Here is a 19,475-nt window from a genome sequence, read left to right on the forward strand (position 1 = left end):
TAAATCATTACCATCCTGCATATTTACTAACTTCATCCATATTAATTTTCCCTTCTTTTAAATCAATGAATGCTTGATCCAAAATAGCAATGGCATGGTCAATTTCTTCTTTCGTTATAATTAATGGCGGGGTTATTTCGATTACATTCCCGTGTATTCCAACATAAAAGACTAATAACCCTAGCTCATATGCCCGATAACAAATAGCTGCTGTTTGTTTGACGGCCGGTTCCTTTGTAACTTGGTCTACTACTAATTCAACGCCAAGAACGAGCCCTTTACCACGCACATCTCCAATAATCGTGTGTTTTTCCTTTAACTCCTCAAGCTGCTTCTTAAAATATTCACCTTTATTGGTTACGTCTTCCATACTAATATCATTTTCAATAATTTCTATATTTGTTAAAGCGGCACGAGAACTTATCGGATTTCCGCTTGCTGTAAATAGATGTAATGCGTGGCCACAATCTAAAATTTCTTTTCTAGCAACGACTGCACTAATAGGAACTCCTCCACCAAGTGGCTTTGCAATGGATACTGCATCTGCCACAATGTTGGCATGTTCGTATGCAAACCATTTTCCAGTTCTCCCCATGCCTACTTTTACCTCATCAAGAATTAAATAAATACCGTAACGATCACATAACTTTCTAAGTTCAGGTAGAAAGTCTTCTGGCGGTATAATGACTCCTCCATCACTTTGAATGGCTTCGACAATAATGCCAGCAGTGTCATCTGATGGACAAATTGTTGTAAAAACTTCATGTTCAATATAATCAATAATTTGCTCGGTTAAATTTTCACCTGTTCCAAAAAGTGGTCGATAAGGATTTGGAAAAGGCACCTTTACTACGTTTGCCCCGCTAATAAAACGTGCTTGGGCAGTGTGTCCTGAAAGAGATAAGGAACCCATCGTTTGTCCGTGGTATGCTCCCATAAAAGAGAGCATTCTTGGACGTTCTGTACTATATGGTACTAACTTTGCAATACAATCATTTGCATCAGAACCCGACATGCCGTACCAAACTTTTTTCTCAAACGAACCAGGGACAATTTCGGTTAGCTTTTCAGATAAAGTTATCATTTGTTCATCTGGAATTGAAATATTGGTTGAAAATGAGAGTTTTTCATACTGTTCTTTCAAGGCGTTAGCCATTTTTTCATTTCCATAGCCAATATTCGCTACGGCCCAGCCGGCTGAAATATCGAGATATTCCCGACCATCATAATCAACTACTTTTGATCCTTTCCCTTCCCTAATTGCGACTGGGTAAAATCTAATTTTCAACGAATCAGCTACATATTGGTTATCTTTTCGTAACCAACTGCTATTGTTTTGCATCGTTATCCTCCTCATTATGATTAGATTCTGATGACTAAACGACACTTCTTCTAGAAACGCGTGCCAAGCATTCTTCTTTCCCATTCGGTGACAATTCGAGAATATTTTTTAACTTCTGATCGTTTTACGTGAATGAATTCCCTCCAAATAGGTCCTAATACCTCGGCCATTAAATCATTATTCTCTAAAATATCCATCGCTTCTTCTAATGAACTTGGAACTAGCTCAATATTTTTTTCTTTCATTTGCTCAACAGTAATAGATCCAACATCAAAATCTACAGGTTCTCCCGGTTCAATTTTATTTTTTACCCCGTCAAGTCCAGCTGCTATTAATGCGGTAGCTAGCAAATATGGATTACATGTTCCATCAGCACCACGAAATTCGAAGCGGCTTCCCCTTCTTTTTTCTGTCACACGAATCAATACAGACCGATTCCCAATTCCGTAGCTCACATGGGACGGTGCGTAAGATCCCGGGTATAACCGTTTATACGAATTAATACTTGGAGCACCGATTGCAACTAATGATCTTGCATGTTTCATCATTCCCCCAACAAAGTAATAAGCTTGTTCAGTCAATCCAAGTGGATCATGTAAATGTTCAAAGACATTATTCCCTTGTTCGTCTGTCATGCTAATATGGACGTGTAATCCACTTCCTGATAAATGATCGAAAGGCTTTGGTATTAACGTTCCGATAAGGTCATGCTTTAATGCAATTTGCTTGAATAATTGCATAAATACTAGTTGCTCATCCGCCGCCCTAAGTGCTGGTTTATGCATTAAATTGATTTCATATTGACCAGGTCCATATTCGCTAGATATTTTTTCAATAGCGACACCACTCATCTCCATGGCCTCAACAAATTCATGTAGGAAGTTCTCCTGCATTTGTAAACCTTCTATGGAAAAGCAGTGTGTATCATCTGCTGTTACAAGTTCTCCATCTACTTCTCTCATTAAATAAGCTTCCTGCTCAAATGCCATATGCATTTTCCCGCCCAAAATATCCTCTGCTTCTTTTAAAACCTTTTTTAAGATTTGTCTTGGGCATCCGTCCCAAGGATTTCCATGTTCATCAATTAAATCGCAATACATTCTAGCTGTATTTTTACGGTGAGGTAAAATAGCAAACGTAGATGGATCAGGAATCGCAAAGAAATCACCTGCTTCAATACCATACGTAGGATTTTCAATTTTTTCATCAAATCCATTAAAACTCATCATGCCTCCATAAAAGTTCAAACCGCTTTCAAATAAACTCTCTAACTGATTAGCACGCACAGTTCTAACTCTTGATAATGACGCATAATCCATATAACCCACATCAATATATTCAATATTATGTTTCTCTACAAGTTCAAAAATTTTCTCTTTTGTCAGCATTAATACCCCTCCGATGATTGTTTTATTGCTTTTACTGCAGTATAGGCAAATGTCGCAGCACCGATTGATAATAATGTATCGTCAAAGGTAAACTTCGGATGATGCAAACCATACATCGAACCATTTGATTTGTTAATACCTAAACGAAAATACGTGCTCGGAACAACTAATGAAAATTCGCCGAAATCGTCTGCACCTAATGAGGGATCGGAAAGCTCTACAACTTTATCCTCTCCCCATAGATCTCGGGATGCATTACCAACAAGAGATGTTACTTCCGTATCATTTAATACAGGTGCATTCCCGTCCATGTAGGTAATCTCAACTTCCGCATGATATGTTCTAGCTACATCATTTGAAATACGTTTTATTTCTTTCTTTATTTTTTGTCTATTTTCTATTGTTAGAGCACGCGCTGTTCCTTCAAAAACAACTTTTTCAGCAATAATGTTCCGCGCCGAACCACCTGTTATTTTACCGATATGAACAACAACCGGATCAAGTGGATTATTCATTTTCAAAACTAAATGTTCGATTGCTTGCATGATACGCATCGAGATACTAATCGCATCGACACCCTCATGAGGTCTAGCACTATGACCAGATTTCCCCTTAACTGTAATTGTAAAATCATCACAGGAAGCGGTCATACTACCGCTTCTAATACCTACTGTCCCAAAAGGAAGATATGGCCATAAATGTAGCGCGACCATCATATCTACCTTTGGATTCTCTAACACACCAAGACGGATCATTTCTGTAGCTGCTCCATCCGCTTCTTCACCTGGTTGAAAAATACAGACCACATTCCCACTAAAATGATTTCTGTTTTGGTATAAAAGGTGTGCTGCTCCAAGAAGGATTGTAGTGTGACCATCATGGCCACATGCATGCATCACACCTTCATTCACTGATGAGAAAGAAAGCTCTGTTTCCTCTTTAATTGGTAAAGCATCTATATCTGCCCGGAGTGCTACCGTAAAACTAGATGCCCCCTCTTTTTCTCCTTTTATACATGCTTTAATACCGGTCTCTCCAACCCTTTCATTAGGAATACCAAATTCATTTAATTTTTTTTCAATAAAATGGCTCGTTTCATATTCTTGGAAAGAGAGTTCCGGATACTTGTGTAAATGTCTCCTAATTGTAATTAATTCCTCTTCCATTTCTTTAGATGTTTTTACAAAAACTTGACCTAACTCTCCTAGATGCATACGTTCACTCCCTTTTTCCAGCATTGTTAATTCGCTTTCTTAATCTCTTTTTCTTCAACAATTCGTTTTTCACTATAGAGTTTATAAAAAATAAATAATGCGATTATCCAAACAAGGCCTCTTACCAAAGTCATTGGAGTATTTAAAAATGTCCCGTAAAAGACAATTACCATACCTATTAATCCTAATACAGGGAACAAAGGATAGAACCACTGCTTCCAAGGCAAAGCCATTACTTCTTCTTTTGCATTTTTTCTATATAAGATCGCTGCAAATACAGCCAACGTCCAAGAAACAACCCATGCCAACGTTAATTGTAATGAGAATTCAACATAGATTAAATCAGGACTGAATGCTCCAATAATGATGAAAAGTACAGAGGCTGCCCAAATAAACAAGATTCCATACACCGGCGTACGAGTTTTTGGATGTAAGTAACCAAAAAATTTAGGCAAATACCCTCTTCTTGCTTGGGCGTAAAAAATACGAGATGCTGTATAAAATGTACCCATTAAGATACAAGTAGCAGCCGCAATCCAAGCAACAAAGTTAATAATAAAAGCTCCAGCATAGCCAAAAACAACATTTGCAGCTTCTGTAAACGGAGAACTATCCATCGTTACTTCATTCCAAGGTATAATTCCTTGTAAAACTAATTGAGCTGCTGAATAAATTAAAATAAATGTAACACTAGACCAAATTAATGCTTTTGGTAAATCTTTTCTATTTATCGTTTCTGCACCAGCCGTAACGATTGAAATTGCTCCTAAATATGCATATGTACCCATTGGAATTGCACTGAAGAACCCAGAAGCACCATGCGGAAACCATTCACTAAAGTTAGCAGGATTAACATCTTTAACACCTATAATTGCAAACAATGACATACCTACTGTTAAAATTAGTACTAAATAAAGCTGTGTTTTTGCAGCGATTGCAGTTCCTAAAATATTTAGTAATGCGAAAATGGTAACAAAAGTTATAGCAAAGATAGTGACCCATACACCGCTATTCAGCTGCGGGAAGTACCAGGAGGTGATCGTTCCTAACGCCATACTAATTCCCCCACCACCTATTACCCAACCAGCTGCGAAAGCAAACCCCGATAGGAAGCCCCACCATTTTCCCATAAAACGTTCTACCCATACAGCCATACCACCAGCACTAGGCATACCAATTGCAAGTTCAGCAAGAGCCATCATTAAGAAAAACTGAAACAACCCAGCAATTATATAAGCTAGTATCGCACTTGGACCTGCCACAGCAATCCCTTCGCCAATTAAAAGAAATATTCCATCTCCAATTACTGCTCCTACACCCAAAGCCCATAAATGACGAAATTTAAGATTTCGTATTGGTTCAATTTCAAGTAATTGAGTTTTAGACATTATTTAACTCCCCTTTTTATTTTTTTATGAATCTATTTATTCATAATTTTACTTTTCCAAGTAATCTAATGTTGTTAATAAAATGTCTTTGTTTCTTGGATATTCGGTATAGCTCTACGAGATTTACTGAAAACTAGTTTTCTCATCATCTTTATTTTAGTAGACTTGTACATCCCCCCCTTTTAAAAAATAAAGTATAGGCCACGTTAAAAATTACCAATTTTCTTAATTATTTGAAATTTGATTTTACTCGCCTTCACTAAAGTACCCTTTATCTTCTAATCGAACATTCAAATTCATCAAACCTATATAATCTTTAAGAAGCTTCTCCGAAAAATGTTTGAACAGTCTCTTTTGAAGGTTTAGTAGTTAACAAGCTTACAAAAATTGTTAATAAAAAGGACAAAGGTACCGCAAATAATATTGTAGCTTGTTGCAAAAGATCTATTCCTAAATGAACTTGATTAAAGAAAAGATAGATTAATAATCCTCCCACAATCCCTGCAAGCGCACCATATTTATTAGCTCTAGGCCAAAACAATCCCAATACTAAAGGGGCAATCAAAGATGATGCAGCACCACTTATGGAGAATGTCAGTATTACTTGTAAAGACTCAGGAGGGTTTAATGCAAGTAATACAGTTAAAAAGCCCACTAGAACAGTGACTGTTATAGAAAGGGTCTTTATCCGGTGATTTGAAGCTTTAGGATTAAAAAATGCTTTATATACATTCACTACAATACTTCCACTTGCTAAAATAAATAAAGCAGCAATAGTTGATTGTCCAGCAGCAGCAATTCCTGCTAACACAAGACCTGCTAAAGACTCCGGCAATATTCCTTGTGCCAACGTAGGTATAGCGGCATCAGCTACTTCTAAATCAGGTGAAAATATTCTGGCTGCTGCACCTCCAAATGTACTTACAAATATAGTCCATATACCGATAAATACTACGCCAAGAACCATTGCTCGTTTCATTGTTTTTGTAGAGTTATAGCCAAGAGCTGATTGAACTCCCCATGGTAATCCGATAAGAAGAATACTATAGGTAAACCAGTAAGTTGCCATTTCTATTAGTGGAAACGTGCCCCCATAGTTGGGTGTTAGCATGTTAGGATCTATCTCTTTTAACCCTTGAAAAATTGGAGAGATACCCTTGTTATAACTAATATAACCAACGATAAGTATCAACGAAGCAACAGTCATTACAAATCCTTGTAAAACTCCTACAATACCTACTCCTTTTAATCCACCGAGAGCAGTATAAAGTGTAATAATTACTCCAAAAGCAATTAAGGAGTATTCAAATGGGATTCCAGTCATTGACTGTATTACCCTAGAGCCACCAATGAATTCAGCAACTGCACTTGAAATTAAAGCAAGTAAAATAGCCGCTACAAGAATAATTATTAATGGTTTCCAGTTTTCATATCGATGTCTAAAAATATCTATATATGTTTCGGACTTAGTTCTACGTCCTACTATATTTATTTTCTTACCAAATATCCCCAACACAAATACGGTTAGTGGTATTTGTCCCATAGCAAAAAGTACAATATAGCCAGGTCCATATTGTGAACTTAGTCCAGGGGTTCCTACAAAGGTTCCTGTACTCATTACGCCTGCTGCCACAAGGATTGCCAAAGCTATAGGACCAAGATTACGTCCACCTACAAAAAACTCTTCTGAAAAATTATCTGTCGTTTGACTAGATAATTTTCTACTACTGTAAAAAGTTAGTAAGATTATAGCAATAAAGTAAATTGCAAAAACAGCTATTGTCATTATTTACACCTCTCGTTGCTTGGTTTATTAAGATTATTTTTTGCTATCTATTGTCCATCAACGTTAAATCCTATAAATGTTCCGTTCCCGTTTTAGTATTCTGAACATTTACTTTCCTATCACTTTTTGATAATTCTATATCATCCGTTAGACTACAATCTTTTATGTTAATTGATAGTATAATAGCAACCACTGGAAATATAACTCCTGCTCCAGCAAAAGCCCAAAAGAACCACGTTGGAAAGCCAAAAATGTAGGAATAATCACTTGGATTAGTCTTAGTTCCGATATAGCCAAAGGTAAAGACCCAAATAAATTCAAAAATTACTAGATACATAATTCTTAAGCTTTCTTTTCTAGCCTGTTTAAATCTTGCATCTTCCTTAATACCATATTCTTTTAATAGACTCATATCTATCACTCCTTTTTGAGAAATGTTCATCTTTTAGCTAATTTTTAAGTGTCGAGCCTCCACAAACTTTCTGATGTTTTTGTAGAAGCTCAACACTCCACTCATTAAATGGATTTTTGATTATTATTTGGAGTGAAAATTCCATACCATTGTAAGACAGATAAAATCAGCACTTTTGTTACTTCAAAAACGGATTCGACATCCACATTTTCATCGGGACCGTGCAACCTTTCACCAATAGGTCCGTAAATGACCGCCGGTATATTATTTCCAGCATAAAATGCAGCATCGCATACAGCTACAAAACCACCATATTCTGTTTGAACATCTAACTGTTTTTGACTCGTTTCTATAGATTTAACAAGTGGATGATCTAGGTTCGTATCTACTGCTGGAAAATGTAATCCATAAAGTTCCCATTCTATTTTTGGAGGGTTCTCACGTAACCAATCATCACTTTGACAAACATTATATATATGTTCTTCAAATTCTTTTCGAACATCTTCCTTATTCTCAGAAGGTAAATACTTTAAATCAAAGTCTATAATACAATGGTCAGGTACCATTGCCGGGTTCGTAGTAGTGGCTGGAAGGCCATCTTTTTCCCCTGCTCCTGCCATCATCACTCCAGGACTAATTGTTGTAATCCCAGGTGGCAATAGTTCATTAAATTTATTTCTACCCCATTCTTTTTCTAAATTGGATACTCCATTTAAAATTACTTGAGCCTTTTCTATTGCATTTATAGCACTTGTACCATAACCGGGATAAATATGACTATATCTATATCCAGCGTGACCGGCAGAGCCTTTCACTGTTACTCTTACCCACTCTAGCCCACCTTCAACTGGATCGATAATACCGTCTGTAGGTTCGGTAACTATAACTCCTTCACCTGTGTAACCCCTTTCAATTGCTGCCTTCGTACCTCCACCCCCTGCTTCTTCATCCGTCACAATATGAAGTTGTAAATCGGAATCCAATTCAATACCTAAATCTTTTAAAAATTTTGCTACCATTACATTGCTAGCTACCCCTGCTTTCATATCACATGTACCTCTACCGTACATTTTTCCAGAATCTATCTCGGCTTCCCACGGGTCATAAGACCAACTTGATGTATCTCCCAATGGAACGACATCAATATGACCATTCAATATTAGAGTGTTCTTTTTATCACTATTACCCTTTAAAACTCCAACAAGATTTGGTTGATTTTCATAAACATCCCACTTATCAGTCACAAGTCCGAGATCATTTAAATATTTCTCCAAGTATTCTTGAAGTTTATCAACTTCACTTTCTGACGGATCTTTTAGAAAGTTATGATTGATACTTTTGAAACTCACTAACTTCTTCAATAAATTCAGTAGCGTTTCTTCGTTTTCAGTCATCCATTCTTCGACTTTTCTTTCCCAGTTTTCAGTCATTTTTATTTCCTCCTAGTTAATAGTTCAAAGTTGTCCAATAATGTAAATAAAAATGCTTTCGCTTCTTGAACATATTCAAGTTGACGTAAAAACGTTTCTGGCAACTGAGTATACGGACCAGGTTTAATGTCATCCCCGTGAATTTGGACTATTTCATGTAATTTTTCCTCGCTAAATTCTGGATGAAATTGAAGTCCGACAACTCTATCACTATATATAAATGCTTGATTTCTAGTTGCTTCACTTTCTGCTAACCTAGTAGCGCCTTCTGGTAAATCAAATGTATCCCCATGAAACTGAAACAACGACAGCTCTTTTGGCAATCCATTAAATAGCGAAAAATTTTCTACTTCATTAAAAAAACGGACAGGCCACCAACCAATTTCTTTATGGATATGCGGATACACTTTTCCTCCAAGTACTTCAGCAATTAATTGAGATCCTAAACAAATACCTAAAAGAGCTTTTTTACACTCTATCGCTTTTAAAATAAATTGTTTTTCATGGAGTAACCACGGATTTTGTTCCTCTTCATAGGCTCCCATAACACCTCCTAAAATGATTAATAAATCAAATTCATTCATATTAGGGAAGTTCTGGTTTTCATAGACAGACGTCGTTGTAACAGTGTGCCCTTTACTGTCGATCCATTCATTTATCATTCCTAAATCCGCAATAGAATAATTAATTAACGCATGTACTCTCAAATGATCACCACCGTTGATTATTATTTTGTCAAATTTCATCCCTTACATATCTCACCTCCAAATGGTTTAAACATCCTTTTAATACATATCTGAATAAATTCGTAACTCTTTATCTGTCACATTTTGACAAAATTTATTCCATTCATTTCTTTTCACTTTGATAAATTCAGACCATATATTGCGACCAATCGTATCAGCTAAAATTGTATCTTCTGATAAACTATCCAAGGCATCATTTAACGTACGAGGAACCCACTCTATGCCTTTTTCTTTCAGTTCAAACTCATCCATTAAGCTTACATCTTCTTCGATAGGATCTCCGGGATCAATTTTATTTTGGATTCCATCCAATCCTGCAGCTATTAGACACGTACTCAACAAATATGGATTACATGTTCCGTCTGCCCCTCGAAATTCAAATCTTCTATCTCGTCTTTTTTCTGGAATCCTTACTAATACGGACCTATTTCTAGCTCCATAACAAATATGTGCCGGAGCCCAAGACCCTGGTTGCATTCTTTTATATGAGTTATAGCTCGGTGCTCCGATAGCAACTAACGATTTTCCATGTTTTAATAAACCGCCAATAAAGTAATAAGCATCTTCAGACATATCCAAACCTCTTTGATCGGTAACATCTTTAAATAAATTTTCACCATTCTCATTAAATAAACTAATATGTGTATGTAACCCACTACCTGCTAAATGACCAAATGGTTTGGGCATTAATGTGCCAATCATGTCATGATCACTGGCAATTTGCTTAAATAGATGGGCAAAAGTGACTTGATCGTCCGTTGCTTTTAATGCATTAGCATATCTTAAATTAACTTCCAGTTGTCCTGGACCATATTCACTTGATATTTGTTCTGTAACTACCCCCATTTTTTCTAAAGCAAAAACAAAATCTTGAACAAAATCTTCTTGTACATCGACTCCTACAGTAGAAAAACAATGACTTTGATCAGCAGAAATTCTCGTTCCTTCTTTTTCTTTAAGTAGATATGCTTCTTGTTCATAAGCCATATGCAGCTTGCCTCCAAGAACTTGTTCAACTTTGTTTAACAATCTTTTTAATGTACTTCGAGGACAACCATTCCAAGGATTCCCGTTTTCATCTACTAGATCACAAAGCATCCGAGCTGTATTTTTACGATGAGGTAAAATTGCAAAAGTGTTGGGATCTGGTAATGCAAAAAAATCGCCATCTTCCGCACCATACATTGGATTTGGAACATATGTATCAAAGACATCGAAACTCATAATCGCCGTACTAAAATTAACACCTTTTTCCATGGCATCTCTTAGATTATTTTTTCGAATCGTCCTTCCTCTCGTGACATTAGAATAATCGAGGAACTCTATTCGAATAAATTCAATATTTTTTTCTTCTACTTTCTCCAATACTGCTTCTATAGTGGAAGTTTCTGTTTTTAACACAAATCATCACCTCTTATTCTTTCATTAAATATGTTCAATATCTTTTTTATAAACCTCCTCAAAGTTTCTGAACAAGACCAACTCGCCAATCGTTTGCGCTTTTTCTTCACTCATGTAATCTTTTTCCACCCATGATTGTAAAACCTCGGTAAAACATTCCTTGAATAATTTTACTCCTAGCCAGTTTGTTTCAGGGATGGTAAACGCGTCAGATCCATACATGACTTTGTTAAATGGAGCAAATTCAAATACTTGCGAAATGATTCGTTTCACACCATGGCCAGCAAATGGATTTTGCAAAGAGATATCCATGTAAACATTTGGTAATACACTGCATATAAATGCGGCTTCTTCCATCCAAGGATACCCGCCATGGACTAAGTGAACTTTTGTATTCATATACTTGTCTTCTCGAAGCATGTTTACTAAAAGACTAGGGCTTGCTTTATGTAATAATACTTCTCCATCTCCTACCCCTGTATGAATGTGCATTGCTTTGTCTGCTCTTGTACACTCTTCCATTGCAATATGTAGACAATAATCTCTTAATGTTTTAACTGTCGCTCTCTTATTTTCTCTAAACGATTCATACTGTATAGATGCTTCCTTTTCATTCATTGGTCCGATTTCTAATCCACTTCGGTACGCAATAATCGATTTAAGCCCTAAAACACCTTTTTTTTCTAATGCAGTTCTAAGATCGTTACGATAAGCTTCAACAAATTCGGTGAAGCGGTTACATTCATCTCGAAGGTGATCCATTACTGGCTCTATTCGATAAACTTCCCAAGAAGGAAAACCAGTGATTTCTTCAAACACTTTATTTGAAATAGCTGGGGTCGGATACCCAAAATCGACTAATAGGCCTTCTAATTTTACATTGTTAAACAATTCCTTCGTATAGCTGGAAAAATCCCCAGCATACTCATTTCTCTTTCTTACCACTGCCTCAATCGTAGGCTCACATGAAAAATATTTTGCAAGTCGCTGAATAGTAATCTGCATATACATATTTAATCCTGAATACATCATTCCTGTTTTGCTTTTAATTTTTTGATCAAACATTCCTGGCCTCACGGATAAAGATAATTCTTCTAAAAACTCAATCTCCGAGTAAGGCCTTTCATTTGGTAAAAACGGGTGACAGTGAACATCAATCGTTCTAACTCTTGTTAAATCTATACTCATCGATAGCCCTCCCTGATGTAAACTCGAATAAACCTAGTTTTTTTCTTACTAATACATTATGCAAAAAGCATGCCAAGTTTTTTTAAAAGCAATCTAGAAGATTTGGTAGATAATTTGCGAACTTTCCCTCTTTACAGAAGAAAATATTTTTTCAGTGAAAAATATTTTTCAGAAAAATTTATTTCTTTAAACTATTTATGCTATACTTATCAAAAATAAATGGTGATATTTTTTAAGGGGGAGTAATAAATGACAAATGTGTTGTTGCATCAAGTCTGGGATAATTTTTTCGAAAGCATGATCGTAACGAATCAAGAAGGAGAAATCATCCAAGTAAATAATGCCGCAAAACGATTGTTTTCATTAAATACCTCAAAATATAACAATACGTCTATATTCGAATTATTTCCTTATGATTTAAAAGACTATTTCTCTCTTGAAGACAAGTCCACAGGGATATCTCTTTCTTTTGGTACAAACGATCTATTGCTAACTATTACACCTCTTCAGACTCATTTTTTATTAGTGTTTAAAAACATGACAAAAAAACAAAAAATTAAATATGACCTAGAAAATATGAAGGAACAAATGAAAGTTTATGATGCTATTTTAGATAAATTAGATGAAGGTATTTGTGTCATCAATGAAGATAAAAAAATTCTCTTTTACAATAAAAAAATTGGCGAAATTAATTCTCGTGAGCCCGACTTCATTAAAAACAAATTTATATTTGAAGCATTTCCTAACTTAGAAGAAGAAAATAGCAAACTTCTCAAAACATTGCGCCTAGAAAAACCGTTAAATCATAGAGAAACACATTTCACAGATTCGGGAAAGGAAATGACAATTTTATCCGAAACATATCCACTTTCGACCGGAAACCGAAAAATAGGCGCCGTTGAAATATTAAAAGATATTACGAAACAAAAACAACTTGAAGAAACAATCCGTCTGCTAAATAACGATAACGATACGTCCTTTCAACATAAACAGTCTTCTAACAATACTCGTTATTCGTTTAAAGATATAATTTTTACAAGCAGAGAGATGGGTAGAATAGTAGAACAAGCAAAAAAAATCTCTCGCTTTTCATCCAATGTTCTTGTTGTCGGAGAAACAGGGACAGGAAAAGAATTATTTGCTCAAAGTATACATAATGAAAGTCCAAGAAAAAACGAAACGTTTATTGCACAAAATTGTGCAGCAATTCCAGAAAATCTTTTAGAAGGACTGCTTTTTGGAACGACTACAGGCAGCTTTACTGGTGCAGTGAATAGAGCAGGTATATTTGAACAAGCTCATAAAGGAACATTATTATTGGATGAGATTAATTCGATTAGCTTGGACCTTCAGGCGAAATTATTAAGAGTTTTACAGGAAAAAAGGGTGAGAAGATTAGGCTCTGATAAGGAAGTTGATTTTGATGTGCGCGTTATTTCCACTATGAATGAAGATCCCCTAGAGGCAATCAAAAATGGTAGATTACGAGAAGATTTATATTATCGCATTAGTGTCGTAAATTTAAATATTAAACCGCTACGAAAAAGAAAGATTGATATTACTGCACTTGTCGAACATTTTATACATAAACACTCCAAAGCACTAGGCATTGATGTAAATGGTGTAGAAGATAATGTGATGGAATTTTTTCTTAACTTTTCTTGGCCAGGAAACTCACGACAACTTGAGCATACTATCGAAGGGGCTCTAAACTTAATGTATGACGAAAAAAGAATTACATTTGATCACTTATCAGATTCATTTCAACAACAAATTATCGACGATTACAATCAAAATGAATCTACCCTTGCTCCGACTTCTATCTTTGAATCTCATTTACCTTTAAATGAACGATTGGAACTTATAGAAACCAAGTTTATAAAAGAGGCCTTGGAAGAAGCTGATGGTAATATTACAGAAGCTAGTAACATATTAGGCATATCAAGACAGAATTTAAATTATAAATTAAAGAAATATAATATTGTTCGGAAAAAACCTTCATAAAATAGAAGGATAGCCTTCCAAGATTAAAGAGTGACAACCATCCACCCTTTAGCTACGCTTTCACTCTATCATATCTTGATTTATTTACACCTCTTTTACTATAAACTAAACGATTTTTTAAAACTATTTGTATATGGTAACTTAAAAGTGAGCCACCATAACAATTGAAAACTGAGCCATTTTTTATAGAAAATAACCTTAATGCGATATTAGGGGGAGTATCAGGAGTGATCACGTTGAAAGAGAAACAGACTATCATAAAATTATATTTAGAACTGGCATCCATTCTAACATCATTAAGTATCTCCTTCACCGTAAAGAAAAGGCGGAAGAACGAGAAAAATGGCTAGCAGAACAAGCTGAAAAAGAGGCTAACAAACCTTTATACGAAAAACCTATCAAAGCCCAACTTGATGTAACTTTATCTAAGCTGCGTGCTGAAGTTCCTCAAGACGCAAAATGGGGCGTGAAGAAAAACAGCGAAGGTAAAAATGAATTTTGGTTCGGTTACAAAGGTCATCTAGCAGTAGGAACCTCGAGCCAATATATTTTACAATCCCTTTTTTCGTTAGGAAATTTAAATGACGGTAAAGCTGCAATTCCGCTTTTGAAGGTAATCGATAATTTACCATTTTCTCATATCCCCTATCAAACAATGGATGCTGGTTATGATTATGAAGCAATTTATATGCAAGTGTATCAATGAACCAACAATCCGTAATTGCCTATAATAAAAGGAACTGATTTAAGCTCTTTTTTGGCAAAACATTTTAAAGAAAAATAAGGGCTAATAGCAGAATTAGCCCTTATTCACACTTTACTTATTTACTATTAAACTTTCTATTTCCTTAAGCATCTCATAAGCACCTTCTGATTTATTTGAGCAGACAACGATGGTAAGATCTTTATTTGGATAATGTACAGAACGATAATTCACTCCTGGATCATATCCCATCTGAATATATTTCACGACACCCTGTTCATTTAACTCCATATACCCACCATAACTGTAAAAGATATCTTCTTCAACATTTTCTTGTGAGGTCAATAAGATGCTAGTCATTTCTTCTGACAATAGTCTATGATTCATTAACGCTTCCCAAAATACCCCAATATCAGTTGCAGTAACATAGGCACCACCATCAGGTCCACCTTTTGCAGGCAGAGAAAAAACATTTGATTTCCACGTACCATCTGGTTTTTCCATATATCCAAATGAAACTCTTTCAGGTAGTTCATCCATTGAAAAATACCCTGAGTCAGTCATGCCAGCGGTTTGAAATATATTTTTTTCGATATAGTCAACGAAATTCATGCCACTGATATGCTCAATAACAAGGCCTAAAATAATATAACCAGTATTATTGTATTTAAAAGTACTACCAACTTTGGCTTGCATTTTTTCATACTGAAACATTGGCAAAAAGTCTTTTGCAGAACGAACCCGATACATTGGCTGGGCTTCCCAAAGCACTTCAAAATCATCTATTTCATCTTCGTCGAAATAGTCTGGAACACCAGATGTATGCGTTAGTAAATGATGAATGGTGATTTCTTCATCAAAATATGGAAAATCAATATCTAAGCAGTTGATGATTTTCGTGTCAAATGTGATTTTTCCTTCTTCCACCAACTTACAAATTGCAACAGATGTAAAAATCTTGCTACCAGATGCAATTGAGAAGCGAGTGTGTGGTTGATTTTCAATTTTTTCCGAATGGATCGCATAGCCAAAGCTCTCAGAAAATATTGTTTGACCACTTTTACGCACAAGGATACTTCCAGAAAATTTAAGTTCCTGTTGTTTATTGGCTAGATTATTCCAACTCATTTGTTTATCCATTTTTAATTCCCCCTGAATGTGTTTTTTTGAAAAAATTTTATGCATTTTTTTAAACACATTCAATTAACCTCTTCACATTTGATAACGAATCATTTTGCTCTCCTCCTTTGCTTTTTTTGAATATAGCATTTAAAATGAATTTTTTCAATAGTTTAACAATAGTTCTTAGCAGGATTGAAAAGTCCTTCTTAAACTAACGGCTACGTTAATGAAAGAAGGTGATCAGAGTAGGGTCGCCTTTTTCTTTTGAACAAACTTCCAATATTATTTTTGGAATATTATGTTAGTATTATGGTAGAAGTTATTAAGCTATCAAGACTGGTTAGTTGAAAAGGATGGTAGGATTACAGGGGGAAAGTTCGATTGAAATATTATGAGAATAATAGCCTTATTATTCGTTCAATGATAAGAAGTGATATAGAAAAAATTATGAAAGGATTTGCAGAACAGAATTGGCATAAACCAAATGAATTGTTTGAAGGTTACTATACTTGTCAGCAAAAAGAAGAACATATAGTAATAGTTGCTGAAGTAAACCATCAAGTTGCGGGATATGTAACACTTTCACCAAGTTCTTCAACCGGACCATTTGCATCTAAAAATATACCTGAGATTGTTGATTTAAACGTGTTCATTAAATTTCAGAAGAACGGTATTGGAAACAAGATGATGGATGTCGCAGAAAAAATTGCAAAAGTGAATAGTGACTATGTATCACTGGCAGTTGGTTTACATTATGGCTATGGTTCCGCTCAAAGAATGTACGTTAAAAGAGGATATATCCCAGATGGTTCAGGGGTGTGGTATAAAGGACAACTATTAGAGCAATACGCTCAATGTGCCAATGATGATGATTTAACTCTTTACTTTTTAAAACACATTTAAACAAAATCCAATTCAACAAACGGGTGTTTTTATGAAAGAACGATAATCACATATTTTGTAAAAATTATAAAATAAGGGTTATTTGGAAAATAAAATTGAACTTAACTACTTACCGATAGGAGTAAAATACATTTGGAAACTAAAAAGCAAAGCCTTCTCTTAAGAAAGTTAGTTGTAACCTTTGTTACTACAGTATTTCTTTCGATACTGTTCGCCCTTGTATTTTTATATGGTGGATTTGAATTTGAATACAATCGTGGGAACCAATTTATCGGTTGGTTCATCGTCTATTTCATGTATATTGGCTTAATTATCTTAATTTATGGCAATGTAGTGTCTATAGCAATAGAGTATTTGCAAAGGAAATCGTTTAAGGAGCATGACTGGCTGTATGTTTTAATTCTTGGCATTTTCGGCCTGGGTAATGGTGTATTGTTTCAAAGTGGAACAGCTGCCATCTACGGAATGATAGCCGCAATAATATATGGAATGTTTGATAAGTGGATATATAAAAGAAATAAAATGGGAAAGAAGATAAAACTGTTTTTGATTATACCAATAGCTTCACTTGTATTATGTTGGGGCTATTTAGAATTAACCTCTCCAAATATGCCTCCATTTACAAAAGAAGATGCTGTTTCTTTTGCAACTTCTGGTGAAGGATCTGTCACAGACGAATTTCCTAAAACTGTTGGGCAATGGGAAGGAGAAATAGGAGACTTTAAAGTTATAAGAGAAACGAGCGTAGAAGAAATTGAGAAAGAAATTTATCTAGTTACCTTTACAGAACATTGGGAGAAAGGTATGGAAACTGGGACTTGGAAATTGTCATATGAAGTTGATCGATATAGTGTAAGCCTATCAAATACTGAAGGTGATACGCCGGAATATGACTAGATGCAATAAAGTATTTATAACTGGTAAATTTCAAGGGTAATCCTGATAGGTGTATTTTTTGTGAACCTTATTACCGAAAATTAGAGGCCATTGTTGTTTAAGCTAACGATGGCTTTTTCTTGTTGTGTAAGTCAGGTGAAAATCGGAAGATAATCCATAATGATTCTTTCCATATACACAATAAATGATAAAGAAAATTTGTTAAAATGAATGGAGAGGTGACAACAATGACAGATAATGAAGAAAAGAACTGGGGGCGGCTGATAAAATATCATCGTCAGCAACAAGGTTTAAGACAGGATGATGTAGCTTTGGGAATTTGTACACCTTCTTATTTGAGTCGTATTGAAAATGGTGTCGTGGTTGCCGAACAAACTGTATATGAAATGCTTTTAGAACGTCTAGGAATTGACTTGGAGAATGAGGTAGCCAATTTAGAGCTGAAACATTCTACTCTTGAAACAATGTACGTAAAACTATTATCGAATGAAACTCTTACACAAAACGAATTAGCAAGGTTAGAGTCTTATCAAACGAAGGTTTTTCAACAAGAAGTCGATTTGCTAGCTGGCTTGGTCTATAGTCGGTATTTGTCGTCCATTGATGCCCTAACTGAAGCTAGAGAACTACTGATGAAAATTGAACCTTTCATCACTTGGCATCAAGATAGGGTAACGCAAATATATATTGCGACTACGACGAATCTTCATTTATCTTTTTTGGAGTTCGAGGAGATAATCTTAAGAGAAGAACAACAGCATGTCAGCAATTATATGAATACTGCCAATCGTTTTGAACAAGCGAATTATCTTTATCATTTAGCTTTTGCCCACCATCGCTATTATTCATTCCAGCAAGCTCTATATTACATCAATCGTGCGGCTGAAGCGTTCTCGCATCATTACAAACCTTTATTTCAGTTGAAGCTTTATTCGATGAAGGGGGTCATTTTGAATGATTTACATAGGTTTCAAGAAGCATTATTGGAATTTGAAGCAGGTCTAGATTTATTGAGAAATGTTTCAGCTATACAAACTCCAAGGCAATGGAGCTCTCTCTACAACAACCTTGCCTATTGCTATGAGTGCCAGGGTTTATTCAAGGAAGCGATGTCATATTACGAGCGAGCAAATAGCTTTGAGGAAGATTTGCATATTGTAATAAATTGGATGAGAGCTACTTATCAACAAGGTGATGAAGAAACATTGAATAAGCTATTTACCCACTATCCAAGGGAACGATTTAATGTGCTTCATCATCAATATCAAAGAGATTTGCTAAAATATGCAAGTGATCGAGACAACACGCTAAATAAGTTAAAAGACATAGAAGAGCTGGTTTTCCCTTATTTCTCAGAGCAAGAGTATTATTCATTAACCTTGTACTATGCACCGTTATGGGCGGCGTTTTATGAAGAACTCCATGCTTATAAGCGAGCAAGTATTTGCTTCAAACATGCATTTATCGCAAGTGAAAAAGTGCGTCAGCGTATGAGTAGCCAAAAAAGGAGACAGGGGGAATCTTAATAGAAAAGAGGAAGTTAACAAAGGA

At 35.4% G+C, this 19,475-nt stretch carries 15 protein-coding genes and 1 pseudogene; 5 read left to right on the forward strand and 11 right to left on the reverse strand.

Annotated features, from left to right (window positions below; all coding sequences use genetic code 11):
* Positions 1–7 precede the first annotated feature (7 nt).
* The 10 genes from SPD48_RS12625 to SPD48_RS12670 form a co-directional block, all read right to left on the reverse strand.
* Positions 8–1,342 carry an aspartate aminotransferase family protein gene (locus tag SPD48_RS12625; RefSeq protein ID WP_336258482.1) on the reverse strand — a complete coding sequence of 445 codons (1,335 nt, stop codon included), beginning with the start codon at positions 1,340–1,342 and terminating at the stop codon, positions 8–10.
* A gap of 50 nt (positions 1,343–1,392) precedes the next feature.
* Positions 1,393–2,730 carry a glutamine synthetase family protein gene (locus SPD48_RS12630; protein WP_336258483.1) on the reverse strand — a complete coding sequence of 446 codons (1,338 nt, stop codon included), beginning with the start codon at positions 2,728–2,730 and terminating at the stop codon, positions 1,393–1,395.
* Positions 2,730–3,944 carry a M20 metallopeptidase family protein gene (locus SPD48_RS12635; protein WP_336258484.1) on the reverse strand — a complete coding sequence of 405 codons (1,215 nt, stop codon included), beginning with the start codon at positions 3,942–3,944 and terminating at the stop codon, positions 2,730–2,732. Before SPD48_RS12635 ends, SPD48_RS12630 begins: the two co-directional genes overlap by 1 nt.
* Positions 3,945–3,970: 26 nt before the next feature.
* Complete coding sequence (locus SPD48_RS12640) at positions 3,971–5,332, reverse strand: APC family permease (protein WP_336258485.1); 1,362 nt, start codon at positions 5,330–5,332, stop codon at positions 3,971–3,973.
* Between the two features lie 316 nt (positions 5,333–5,648).
* Entirely contained in the window at positions 5,649–7,118 is a 1,470-nt protein-coding gene (locus SPD48_RS12645) for a sodium:solute symporter family transporter (protein WP_336258486.1), read from the reverse strand.
* Between the two features lie 70 nt (positions 7,119–7,188).
* Positions 7,189–7,530 carry a YhdT family protein gene (locus SPD48_RS12650; RefSeq protein ID WP_336258487.1) on the reverse strand — a complete coding sequence of 114 codons (342 nt, stop codon included), beginning with the start codon at positions 7,528–7,530 and terminating at the stop codon, positions 7,189–7,191.
* A 104-nt stretch (positions 7,531–7,634) separates the two neighbouring features.
* Entirely contained in the window at positions 7,635–8,960 is a 1,326-nt protein-coding gene (locus SPD48_RS12655) for an ArgE/DapE family deacylase (protein WP_336258488.1), read from the reverse strand.
* A 2-nt stretch (positions 8,961–8,962) separates the two neighbouring features.
* Entirely contained in the window at positions 8,963–9,706 is a 744-nt protein-coding gene (locus tag SPD48_RS12660; RefSeq protein ID WP_336258489.1) for a type 1 glutamine amidotransferase, read from the reverse strand.
* 39 nt (positions 9,707–9,745) lie between these two features.
* The gene (locus SPD48_RS12665; RefSeq protein WP_336258490.1) at positions 9,746–11,107 is read right to left on the reverse strand and encodes a glutamine synthetase family protein; all 1,362 of its coding nucleotides are present in this window, start codon (positions 11,105–11,107) and stop codon (positions 9,746–9,748) included.
* Positions 11,108–11,131: 24 nt separating this feature from the next.
* On the reverse strand, positions 11,132–12,295 hold the full coding sequence (locus SPD48_RS12670) for an amidohydrolase family protein (protein WP_336258491.1): 1,164 nt from the start codon (positions 12,293–12,295) through the stop codon (positions 11,132–11,134).
* Positions 12,296–12,544: 249 nt separating this feature from the next.
* On the opposite strand from SPD48_RS12670, the gene SPD48_RS12675 reads away from it, so the two are divergent.
* Both SPD48_RS12675 and SPD48_RS12680 read left to right on the forward strand, forming a co-directional pair.
* On the forward strand, positions 12,545–14,299 hold the full coding sequence (locus SPD48_RS12675; RefSeq protein ID WP_336258492.1) for a sigma 54-interacting transcriptional regulator: 1,755 nt from the start codon (positions 12,545–12,547) through the stop codon (positions 14,297–14,299).
* Positions 14,300–14,612: 313 nt separating this feature from the next.
* A pseudogene (locus tag SPD48_RS12680) lies at positions 14,613–15,040 on the forward strand (transposase); the annotation flags it as partial.
* 76 nt (positions 15,041–15,116) lie between these two features.
* Here the strand turns inward: SPD48_RS12680 and SPD48_RS12685 are convergent.
* Positions 15,117–16,142, reverse strand: a complete 1,026-nt coding sequence (locus SPD48_RS12685) for a serine hydrolase domain-containing protein (RefSeq protein WP_336258493.1) — start codon at positions 16,140–16,142, stop codon at positions 15,117–15,119.
* Positions 16,143–16,505: 363 nt separating this feature from the next.
* Here SPD48_RS12685 and SPD48_RS12690 point away from each other — a divergent pair, with 363 nt between their 5' ends.
* The 3 genes from SPD48_RS12690 (at position 16,506) to SPD48_RS12700 (ending at position 19,450) form a co-directional block, all read left to right on the forward strand.
* A complete protein-coding gene (locus tag SPD48_RS12690) occupies positions 16,506–17,027 on the forward strand; it encodes a GNAT family N-acetyltransferase (protein WP_336258494.1) in 522 nt (173 codons plus the stop codon).
* Positions 17,028–17,159: 132 nt separating this feature from the next.
* The gene (locus SPD48_RS12695; RefSeq protein WP_336258495.1) at positions 17,160–17,924 is read left to right on the forward strand and encodes a hypothetical protein; all 765 of its coding nucleotides are present in this window, start codon (positions 17,160–17,162) and stop codon (positions 17,922–17,924) included.
* A gap of 227 nt (positions 17,925–18,151) precedes the next feature.
* The gene (locus SPD48_RS12700) at positions 18,152–19,450 is read left to right on the forward strand and encodes a helix-turn-helix domain-containing protein (RefSeq protein ID WP_336258496.1); all 1,299 of its coding nucleotides are present in this window, start codon (positions 18,152–18,154) and stop codon (positions 19,448–19,450) included.
* Positions 19,451–19,475 lie beyond the last annotated feature (25 nt).

Origin of the sequence: Pseudogracilibacillus sp. SE30717A (genome assembly GCF_037071985.1) — a bacterium.
In the GTDB taxonomy this organism is placed as follows: Bacteria; Bacillota; Bacilli; order Bacillales; family Amphibacillaceae; genus Pseudogracilibacillus.